Annotated in this window: 1 protein-coding gene; it reads left to right on the top strand. The window is 75.3% G+C overall.

Going from position 1 to position 11102, the window contains the following annotated elements; all coding sequences use genetic code 11:
* Positions 1-17 precede the first annotated feature (17 nt).
* Positions 18-11102: type I polyketide synthase (locus IZR01_RS50080; protein ID WP_228558999.1), on the top strand; the 11085-nt coding region annotated here is incomplete at its 3' end.

Below are 11102 nucleotides of genomic sequence, written 5' to 3'. Positions count from 1 at the left end.
ACGCTACGGAGCGCCCGATGAACATGCCCGCGGACAAAGTCGTCGAAGCGCTGCGCGCCTCGCTGAAGGAGAACGAGCGGCTGCGCCAGCGCAACCGCCAGCTCGTCTCGGCGTCCCGCGCGCCCATCGCCATCGTGGCGATGAGCTGTCGCTTCGCCGGCGGTGTCCACAGCCCCGAGACCTTGTGGGACCTGCTGGCCGGCGGCCACGACGCCGTCGGCCCGCTCCCGCAGAACCGGGGCTGGGCATTGGAGGAGTTCTTCGACCCGGACCCGGATCACCCGGGGACCTCGTACGCGAGCGAGGGCGGATTCCTCGCCGACGCGCCGGACTTCGACTCGGCGTTCTTCGGGATCAGTCCGCGTGAGGCGCTGGCGATGGATCCGCAGCAGCGGCTGTTGCTGGAGACGTCGTGGGAGACGCTGGAACGGGCCGGCATCACCCCGGCGTCGCTGCGCGGTTCGGACACCGGGGTCTTCGTCGGGGCGACCTCGGGCGGCTATGAATCCGAGGGCGGCGGTTCCGAGGGCTACCTGCTCACCGGCACCACCACCAGCGTGATCTCCGGCCGGGTGGCCTACGTGCTCGGTCTGGAGGGGCCGACGGTGACCGTGGACACCGCCTGCTCCTCCTCACTGGTGAGCCTGCACCTGGCGGCCCAGGCCCTGCGCAACGACGAGTGCTCGTTGGCCCTGGCCGGCGGCGTGACGGTGATGGCCACCCCGTGGGCGCTCGGGGAGTTCTCCCGGCAGCGGGGCCTGGCCCCGGACGGCCGCAGCAAGGCGTTCTCGGCGGCGGCCGACGGCATGGGCATGGCCGAGGGAGTCGGCATGCTGCTGCTGGAACGGCTCTCCGACGCGCAGCGCAACGGGCACCGGGTGCTCGCCGTGATCCGGGGCAGCGCGATCAACCAGGACGGTGCCTCCAACGGCCTGACCGCCCCGAACGGCCCTTCGCAGCAGCGGGTCATCCGGGCCGCGCTGGCCGACGCGCAGGTGTCGGCCGACCAGGTGGACGCCGTCGAGGCGCACGGCACCGGCACCGAGTTGGGCGACCCGATCGAGGCCGGGGCGCTGATGGCGGTCTACGGCCGGGACCGGCCCGAGGACCGGCCGCTGTGGCTGGGGTCGGTGAAGTCCAACATCGGGCACACCCAGTGTGCCGCCGGGGTGGCCGGCGTGATCAAGATGGTGCTGGCCCTGCAGCACCAGGAACTGCCGCGCACGCTGCACGTGGACGAGCCGTCCCCGCACATCGACTGGAACGCCGGCGACGTCCGGCTGCTCAGCGCGCCGGTGCCGTGGCCGGCCGGGGAGCGGACCCGGCGGGTCGGGGTGTCCTCGTTCGGGATCAGCGGCACCAACGCCCACCTGATCCTCTCCGACGCGCCGGACCCGGTGCCGGCCGAGGCGCCGAAGGGTGCTGACGAGCCCGGTGCCGCCGACGGGGCCGGCGCGCCGGCGTCGGTGTCAGCGGTGGCATCGGTGGTGGCGAACGGCGCGCAGCCCTGGATCGTGTCCGGCCTCGGTGCCGAGGCGCTGCGGGACCAGGCCGCGCGGTTGCGGGAGTTCGCCGTGGCCCACCCGGGCACCGACGTGCGGGACGTGGCGTGGTCGCTGGCGACGGCGCGGTCGGTGTTCCCCGACCGCGCGGTGGTGATCGGCGCGGCCGGGCAGGAGCTGGCGGCCGGGCTGGCGGTGGTGGCGACCGGGCAGGCCGCCGGGTCGGTGGCGGTGGGCTCGGCCTGCGCGCTCGGTCGGAAGGTCTTCGTGTTCCCGGGCCAGGGGGCGCAGTGGGCTGGGATGGGTCTGGATCTGGTGCGGGCCTCACCGGTGTTCGCCGAGCGTCTGGCCGAGTGCGGCCGGGCCTTGGCGCCCTTCGTCGACTGGTCGTTGGCCGACGTCCTGGCTGATCCGGCCGCGCTGGAGAAGGTGGATGTGGTCCAGCCGGCTCTGTGGGCGGTGATGGTCTCGCTGGCTGCCCTCTGGCAGGCCGCCGGTGTCACGCCCGATGCGGTCGTGGGCCACTCCCAGGGCGAGATCGCCGCGGCGACGGTTGCCGGTGCGCTGTCCTTGGCGGACGGCGCGCGGGTTGTCGCTCTTCGCAGTCGCGCGATCAAGGCATTGGCCGGCGCCGGTGGCATGGTTTCCGTGGCCGAGCCGGTCGATGCGGTGCGTACCCGCATCGCGGAGTTCGGTGATCGCCTTTCCATCGCCGCGGTCAACGGCCCGTCCGCGACGGTCGTCTCCGGCGAGCCCGACGCTCTGTCCGAACTTCTCGCCGGTTGCGAAGCCGAGGAAGTCCGCGCGCGCCGGATCCCCGTCGACTACGCCTCGCACAGCGCTCAGGTCGACCAGCTGCGCGCCGAGCTCGCCGATGCCCTGGCACCCGTCGCTGCCGGCGAACTGGCGATCCCCATGGTCTCGGCGGTGTCGGGGCAGTGGCTTCAGGGCCCTGAGCTCGGTGCCGGCTACTGGTTCGACAGCCTGCGGGCCACGGTCGAGTTCGACCGGGCGGTCCGTGCCCTGGCCGACTCCGGGCACGGCGCCTTCCTGGAGATGTCGCCGCACCCGGTCCTCACCGCCCCGGTCACCGAGACGCTGGACCACGCCGGGGTGCTCGACGTCCTGGTCTGCGGCTCTGTGCGGCGCGACGACGGCGGCGCGGCGCGGCTGCTGACCTCGTTCGCCGAAGCGTGGGTGCGCGGCGTCGGCGTCGACTGGCAGGCCGTCATCGGCACCGCCGGACCGGTGGACCTTCCCACGTATGCCTTCCAGCGTCAGCACTACTGGCCGCGCCGGGTGTTCGGCCGGAACGACGCGACGGCGGCCGGGCTCGATGTGCTCGGGCACCCGTTCCTGACAGCGTCGGTGGAGCTGGCGTCCGGCGCCGGGCTGGTCCTGACCGGATCGCTGTCGCTGCGGACGCATCCCTGGCTGGCCGATCACGCGGTCGGCGGCACGGTGCTGCTGCCGGGCACGGCGTTCGTCGAGATGGCGGTCCGGGCCGGTGACGCGGTCCAGTGCGCGCTGCTGGACGAGCTGACGCTGGAGGCACCGCTGGTCGTGCCGGACTCCGGCGTCCAGGTGCAACTGGTGGTCGGCCCGGAGACGGACGGGTTCCGCAGCATCGAGATCCACAGCCGCCCGGCCGATCCGGGCGCCCAGGCCCCGTGGACCCGCCACGCCGGCGGCCGGGTCGCCGCCTCCTCCGGCGTGGCCCCGGCCGAGGAGCTGGTGCTGTGGCCGCCCCGCGACGCCGAACCGCTCCCGGTCCAGGACCTGTACGGGCAGCTGGCCGCCGGCGGCTACGGCTACGGCCCGGCCTTCCAGGGACTGCGCGCGGCCTGGAGCCGCGCCGACGAGGTCTACGCCGAGGTGGTCCTGCCCCCGGAGGCCGCCGCCCCCGGCTTCGGCCTGCACCCGGCCCTCCTGGACGCGGCACTGCACGTGTCCGGCTCCGTGCTGCCGCAGGCGGCACCGGGCGAGGTGCGGCTGCCCTTCACCTGGACCGGCGTCCGCCTGCACGCGACCGGCGCCGCCACCTTGCGGGTCCGCCTGACCCCGGACGGCTCCGGCGGCCTGTCGCTGCTGGCCGCGGACGGCGCCGGCCTGCCGGTGGTGTCGGTGGACTCGCTGGTCCTGCGCGCGATCCCGGCCGATGGCCCGGCTCCGGCGGCCACCGTGCCGGACGGGCTGTTCGCGGTGGACTGGACCCCGGTGCCGGCGGGCGAGCCGGCCGGACCAGTGGTGGCGCTCGGCGCCACCGGGGTTGCCGCCGACGGCGTGTTCGCGGATGTCGCGGCGCTGGTGGAGGCGGTGCGGGCCGGTGAGCCGGTTCCGGATGTGGTGCTGGTCGCGGCGGGCGGGGGCGCCGGCTCGGCGAGGACACCCGCGGCTTCGAGGGCTGCTTCGGTCGCGGAGGCGGCCGGGGTCCAGACTGGGAGTTCGGCCGAGGCGGCGGCCGGCGCCGGCACCGGGACTTCGGCTTCGGCCGGGGCTCGCGCTCGCGGCGCGGTGTCCGATGTCCTCGCCGTGGCGCAGCAGTGGCTGGCCGCCGAGGAACTGGCCGCGTCCCGCCTGGTCGTGCTGACCCGCGGCGCGGTCGCCACCGCCGCCGGCGAGAGCGTCGCCGATCTGCCCGGTGCCGCTGTCTGGGGCCTGATCCGGTCGGCCCAGTCGGAGGACCCCGACCGCTTCGTCCTGCTGGACCTGCCGAGCCAGACTTCTGAGCTCCTGCCCGGCGCCCTCGCCTCCGGCGAGCCCGAGCTGGCGATCCGCGGCGAGTCCATCCTGGCCCGCCGCCTCACGCGCCCCTCCGGTGGCCTCTCGCTCCCCGCCGATGGCACACCCTGGCGCATCGAGGCCGAACGCCCGGGCACCCTCGACGGCCTGGCCGCCGCGCCGCTCCAGCCCTCAGCCCTGGCACCCGGTCAGGTCCGCATCGCGGTCCGCGCCGCCGGAGTGAACGTTCGCGACGTCCAGATTGCTCTGGGCGTATACCCGGGCCAAGTACAGCTCGGCAGCGAGGTGGCAGGCGTGGTCGCCGAGGTCGGCTCCGCAGTGCGGCACCTGTCACCCGGCGACCGCGTGATGGCCCTGGCCGCCGGTGGCTTCGGCCCCTTCGCCGTCGTGGACGCGCGCACCACTGTCCTGCTCCCGTCGGGCCGGTCCTTCGCCGAAGCCGCCGCCCTGCCGGTGGCGTTCACCACAGCCTGGTACGCCCTGGTGGACCTGGCTCAGGCCGCACCCGGGCAGCGCATCCTGATCCACCTCGCGCCCGACGGCGTCGGTTTGGCGGCGGTGCAGATCGCCCGGCACCTGGGTCTGGAAGTGTTCGCCACGGCCGCCCCGGCCGAGTGGGACACGCTGCGTGCCACCGGCTTGGACGACGCCCACATAGCCCTGGCGAACGACTTCGCCTTCGAGCAGGAGTTCGCCGCTCACAGCACAGACATCGTCTTCGACGCCCCGGCCGGTCAGTTCCAGGCCGCCGCGCCCGGCCCCGACCGGCTGGGCGCCATCCTGACCGAGGTCAGAGCCTTGATCGAGGACGGCGTGTTGACCGGCCTGCCGGTCCGTTGCTGGGACGTCCGCCGGATCGCCGCCGCGTTCGGGTACCTGAGCCAGGCCGAGCCCATCGGCAAGGTCGTCCTCACTCTGCCCCGTGCCCCTCGCCCGGCGGGCACGGTCCTGGTCACCGGCGGCACCGGCATGATCGGCGCTCGCCTGGCCCGGCACCTGGCCGAGACCGGCCGCGCCGCCGAGCTGGTCCTGACCGGCCGCTCCGGTCCGGCCGCGACCGGTGTCCCCTCGCTGACCGCGGCGTTGGCGGGCTCCGGTGCCGGGGTCAGCGTCGTGTCCTGCGACGCCGCCGACCGCGAGGCGCTGGCCGGGCTGCTGTCCCACGTCCCGGTGTCGTCTGTGTTCCACTCGGTCGGCGTGCTCGACGACGGTGTGCTCACCTCGCTGACGCCCGAGCGCGTCGACGCCGTCATGCGCCCGAAGGCGGACGCCGCCTGGCATCTGCACGAGCTGACCGCCGACCGCGACCTGGACACCTTCACCCTGTTCTCCTCGGCGGCGGCCACCTTCGGGACCCCGGGCCAGGGCAACTACGCCGCGGCCAACGCCTTCCTGGACGGCCTGGCCGCCCACCGCCGCTCGGCCGGCCTGGCGGCGACCACCCTGGCCTGGGGCCTGTGGGCCGACGCCAGCGCCATGACCGGCCACCTGGGCACCGGCGACACCTCCCGGCTGAGCCGGGGCGGCGTCACGGCGCTGACCGCCGCCCAGGGCCTGGCCCTGCTGGACGCGGCCCTGGCCCGGGACGAGGCCCTGCTGGTCCCGGCGCTGCTCGACGTCCCCGGACTGCGGGCCCGCGCCGCCCGGGGCGAACCGGTCCCGGCACTGTGGCGCGGCCTGGCCGGCACCGTCCGGCCCCGGGCCGCCGAAGCCGGGGCCGGGGCCGGCTCGCTGGCCCGTCAGCTCGCGGCGCTCGCGCCGGCCGACCGCGAACGGACCCTGCTGGACCTGGTCCGCTCGCACGCCGCCGCCGTTCTCGGGCACGCGGTGGCCGACGCCGTGGAGCCGGACCGGGCGTTCAAGGAACTCGGCTTCGACTCGCTCACCGCGGTCGAACTGCGCAAGCGCCTCGGTGCGGCGACCGGCCTGCGGCTGTCCACGACGCTGGTCTTCGACCACCCGACGCCGCTGGTGCTGGCCCGCTACCTGGGCACCGAACTGCTTGCCGATGACGGGCGACTCACCACCTCCGGCTCCGGCGCCGGATCGGCCGCCGCCGATCTGACCGACCCCGTCGCCGTCGTCGCGATCGGCTGCCGGTTCCCCGGCGGCGTGCGCGGCCCCGAAGACCTGTGGCGGGTCCTGGCCCAGGGGCGGGACACGATCACGGAGCTCCCGCTGGACCGCGGCTGGCGGATCGAGGAACGCTACGAACGCGACCCCGACTCCCCGGCCGTGATCCACGCGCGCCAGGGCGGATTCGTCGATGACGCCGTGGCCTTCGACGCCGGCTTCTTCGGCATCAGCCCGCGCGAGGCCCTGGGCATGGACCCGCAGCAGCGGGTGCTGCTGGAGGTCGCCTGGGAGGCGGTCGAGCGGGCCGGGATCGACCCGGTGACGTTGCGCGGCTCGCAGACCGGCGTGTTCGTCGGGGGCTGGTCGCAGCACTACGAGAGCGTGCTGCGCGAGGACGAGGAAGCGGCGCAGGGCTACGTTCCGACCAGCGACGTCGGCAGCGTTATGTCCGGCCGGCTGTCTTACTCGTTCGGCTTCGAAGGCCCGGCGCTCACCGTGGACACCGCGTGTTCGTCCTCGCTGTTGGCGGTCCACCTGGCCGGCCAGGCGCTGCGCGCCGGGGAGTGCACGCTCGCGCTGGCCGGCGGAGTGACGATCCTGCCCAGCCCCGGCTCGTTCGGGTTCGGCAAGCACCTGGGCCTGTCGACGGCCGGCCGCAGCAAGGCGTTCTCGGCGGCGGCCGACGGCATGGGCATGGCCGAGGGCGCCGGGATGGTGGTCCTGGAGCGGCTGTCCGACGCACGCCGCAACGGGCACCCGGTGCTGGCGATCGTCCGGGGCAGCGCGGTCAACCAGGACGGCGCGTCCAACGGTCTGACCTCCCCGAACGGCCCTGCGCAGCAGCGGGTCATCCGCGCCGCGCTGGCCGTGGCCGCTCTGGCCCCCTCCGATGTGGACGCGGTCGAGGCGCACGGCTCCGGCACGGTGCTCGGCGACCCGATCGAGGGCCAGGCCCTGCTGGCCACCTACGGCCGCGGGCGCCCGGCGGAGCGGCCGCTGTGGCTGGGTTCGGTGAAGTCGAACCTCGGCCACACCCAGGGCGCGGCCGGGGTGGCGGGGCTGATCAAGATGGTGCTGGCGCTGCGCAACGGGACGTTGCCGCCGACCCTGCACGTCGCCGAGCCCTCGCCGCACATCGACTGGTCCAGCGGCGCGGTGCGGCTGGTGACCGAGCCGGTGCCGTGGCCGGGCGGGGGCCGGCCACGCCGGGCCGGGGTGTCCTCATTCGGGATCAGCGGCACCAATGTGCACACGATCCTGGAGGAGGCGCCGCCGGAGCCGACGGCTGACGGTGCCCTGGTGCCCGCCGTGGACGGAGCGCTCGCGCTGTTCACCGGCGAGGCCACCGCGTGGCTGGTCTCCGGCCGGACCGGCGAGGCGCTGCGGGCGCAGGCCGAGCGGTTGGGGGCGCACCTGGCCGCCGACGCCGCTGATGCCGCTGATGTCGCCGAAGTCGCTGACGCCACCGACATCGCCCTGGCCCTGGCCGGCACCCGCTCCGTCTTCGCCCACCGCGCCGTGGTGACCGGCACCGGCCCGGCCGCACTGGGCACCGGCCTGGCCGCTGTGGCCGCCGGCCGGCCGGCCTCCGGCGTCGCGGTCGGCACCGCCTCCGCCTCCGGCCCCGGCCGCCTGGTCTTCGTGTTCTCCGGACACGGCGCGCAGTGGGCCGGCATGGGTGTGGAACTGGCCGAGTCCTCGCCGGTGTTCGCCGCCAAACTCGCAGAATGCGAAGAAGCGCTGGCGCCCTACGTCGACTGGTCCCTGCGCGAGGTGCTGGCCGGGACGCCCGGCGCGCCGCCCTTGGTCGCGGCCTCGGTGGTGCAGCCGGCGCAGTGGGCGGTGATGGTCTCGCTGGCCGCGCTGTGGCAGGCGGCGGGCGTGATACCGGACGCCGTCGTCGGGCATTCGCAAGGGGAGATCGCCGCCGCGCACGTGGCCGGGATCCTGACCCTGGCCGAGGCCGCCGAGGTGGTGGCGCTGCGCAGCAGGGCTCTGACCGAGCTGGCCGGGAGCAGCGGCATGATGTCGGTGGTCCTGGACGCCGAACAGGTCGCCGCCCGGCTCGCGCCGTGGACCGGCCGGCTCTGGATCGCGGCGGTCAACTCGCCCACGGCGACCGTGGTCTGCGGCGATCCGGCCGCGCTGGAGGAGTTCGAGGCCGAGCTGGCCGCCGGCCGGATCATGCGCTGGCGGCTGCCGGCGCAGGACTTCGTCGCCCACTCGGCTCAGGTCGAGGTGCTGGCCGAGCCGCTGCGCGCGGCCCTGGCCGGGCTGCGGCCGCGGCCGGCGGCGATCCCGTTCCTGTCCACGGTCGGCGCGGCCTGGCTCACCGGCCCGGAACTCGACGCCGACTACTGGTACGCCAACGTCCGGCAGACCGTGCGGTTCGCCGACGCGGTCCGGGTGCTGGCCGAGTCCGGGCACCGGATGTTCGTCGAGGTCGGCCCGCACCCGGTGCTGGGCACCGCGGTCGAGGACACCTTCGAGGCCGTGGATCCGGAGCTGGTGCCGGCCGTCGTCGGGACGCTGGTCCGGGACGACGGCGGTGCCGGTCGGTTCTTGTCGGCGCTCGGCGAGGTGCACGTGCGCGGCGGCCGGGTCGATTGGCCCACGGTGCTGGGCGGCGCTGTGCCGGGCCGCGGCCGGCGCCGGGTCGAGCTGCCGACGTACGCCTTCCAAAGGCAGCGGTACTGGCCCAAGGCCTCGGCCGGCCGGACCGGCGACGTGACCTCGGTCGGCCTGGATCCGGCCGGGCACCCGCTGCTCGGCGCGACCGTGGAGCGGGCCGAGGACGGCTCGCTGCTCTACACCGGCCGGCTGTCCCCGGCCTTGCAGACCTGGCTTGCCGACCACACCGCCGGCGGTGTGGTGTTGCTGCCCGGCACCGCGTTCGTGGAGCTGGCGGTGTGGGCCGGACAGCAGGTCGGCTGCGACCGGATCGAGGACCTGACCCTGCCGGCGCCGCTGCCGCTGCCGGACCGCGAACCGGTGCGCATCCAGGTCGCGGTCGGCCCGGCCGACCAGACCGGGGCCCGGGAGATCGCGATCTGGTCCCGGCCGGAGACGGCGGCCGGGACGGCCTGGACCCGCCATGCCAGTGCTCTGGTGGCACCGCGTGCCGATGACCGGGACCCGGACTGGGCCGACGCTTTCACCGCCTGGCCCCCGGCCGGTGCCCAGAGGCTGCCCACCGAAGGTCTCTACGAAATGCTGACCGCGGCAGGGCACGGATACGGTCCGGCCTTCCGCGGGCTGGCCGCGGCGTGGCGGGTCGGCGAGGACCTGTACGCCGAGATCCAGCCGCCGGCCGACATCGTCGCGGAGTCCGATCGCTTCGTCCTGCACCCGGCTCTGCTGGACGCCGGTCTGCATCCGGCGCTGCTCGACGCGCGGTTGCGGGCGGCGGCCTCCGGCCCGGACCTGGACGCCGCCGAGACGATCCACCTTCCGTTCGCCTGGAACGGGGTCACAGTGTTCGCCACCGGCGCGTCGGCGCTGCGGGTGCGGATCACCCGCTCGGCCGACGGCACGCTGAGGCTGCACGCCGCCGATCCGTCGGGGGCGCCGGTGGCCGAGGTGAGCGCGTTGGTGGTGCGGCCGGTCCCGGCTGGCGCGTTCGACGCGCTGCGGGTCGGTGCCCTGAGCCACCCGGTGTATGAGACCCGGTGGATCCAGGCACCGCTCGGCGCCACGATCGGCTCGGGGCAGGCCGCCGTCCTCGGTGCGGCCGGTACCTCGCAGGCACCGACCGCGGGTATCCCAGAGGACCTGACCGCCGGGCTGCGCGCGGCGGACGTCGAGGTGTGGTCGCATCCGGACCTGGCCGCGCTCCTGGCCGCGATCCAGGCCGGGCAGCCGGCCCCGCAGGTGGTGTTCGCCCCGGTCGAATTCGCCGGGGCCGATGCCCGGGCGGCGGGCGAAGCGGTCGAGGCGGCCTTGGCCCTGGCTCAGGACTGGCTGCGGGCGACCGCGCTGGAGGGCTCGCGGCTGGTGGTGCTGACCCGCGGCGCGATCAGCGCCGGGTCGCAGGACCCGGCGGCGGATCTGAGTGGCCGGGCGGTCTGGGGACTGCTGCGAGCCACCCGCGCCGAGAACCCCGGCCGCCTCCAGCTGATCGACCTGCCCGGGTCGGCGGAACAGACTCCTGATGGTCTGGCCCGCACCGTCCTGGCCGCGCTGGCGATCGCAGAGCCGGAGCTCGCGATCCGCGACGGTGCGGTGCTCACGCCCCGGCTGGCCCCGCCGGCCGAAGGCCTGGTGCCGCCCGCGGACGGCACACCGTGGCACCTGGTGGCCGTCGACGGCGACCGCCTGGCCTTGGTCCCCGCCCCGGACGCGGCCGCGCCGCTGTCGGCCGGGCAGATCCGCATCGCGGTTCGGGCAGCCGAGCTGGATGCCCACGGCGAATCGCTGACCGGCCAGTTCGCGGGCGTGGTCCTGGAAGTCGCCGACGATGCCGCGGACTTCGCGGTCGGCGATCGGGTCTGCGCGGTGGCGCCGGGCGCATGTGCGACGGTGCTGGTGGCCCAAGCGCGGGCGCTGGCGCGGATCCCACAGGATCTGACCTTCGCCGAGGCGGCGGTCGCGACCGCAAGCGTGGTCCCGGACTTCCGGGCCTTCGACATCCGGCGCGCACCCGATGCCCTGCGGTACTTGCCAGGCCACAGCAGCAGCAGCGGTCGGCCGGTCGCACTGATCGACCCCACTGATGACGCCGACCCGACCCAGACCCCTGAGCCCGGCAAGGCATCCGGTCCCCGCCCCCGCGTCGTCCTGACC

Origin of the sequence: Catenulispora pinisilvae, from assembly GCF_015356865.1 — a bacterium.
Classification (GTDB): domain Bacteria; phylum Actinomycetota; class Actinomycetes; order Streptomycetales; family Catenulisporaceae; genus Catenulispora; species Catenulispora pinisilvae.
The sequence above is the reverse complement of the archived record's forward strand: the minus strand, read 5'-3'. Positions and strand labels throughout refer to the sequence as shown.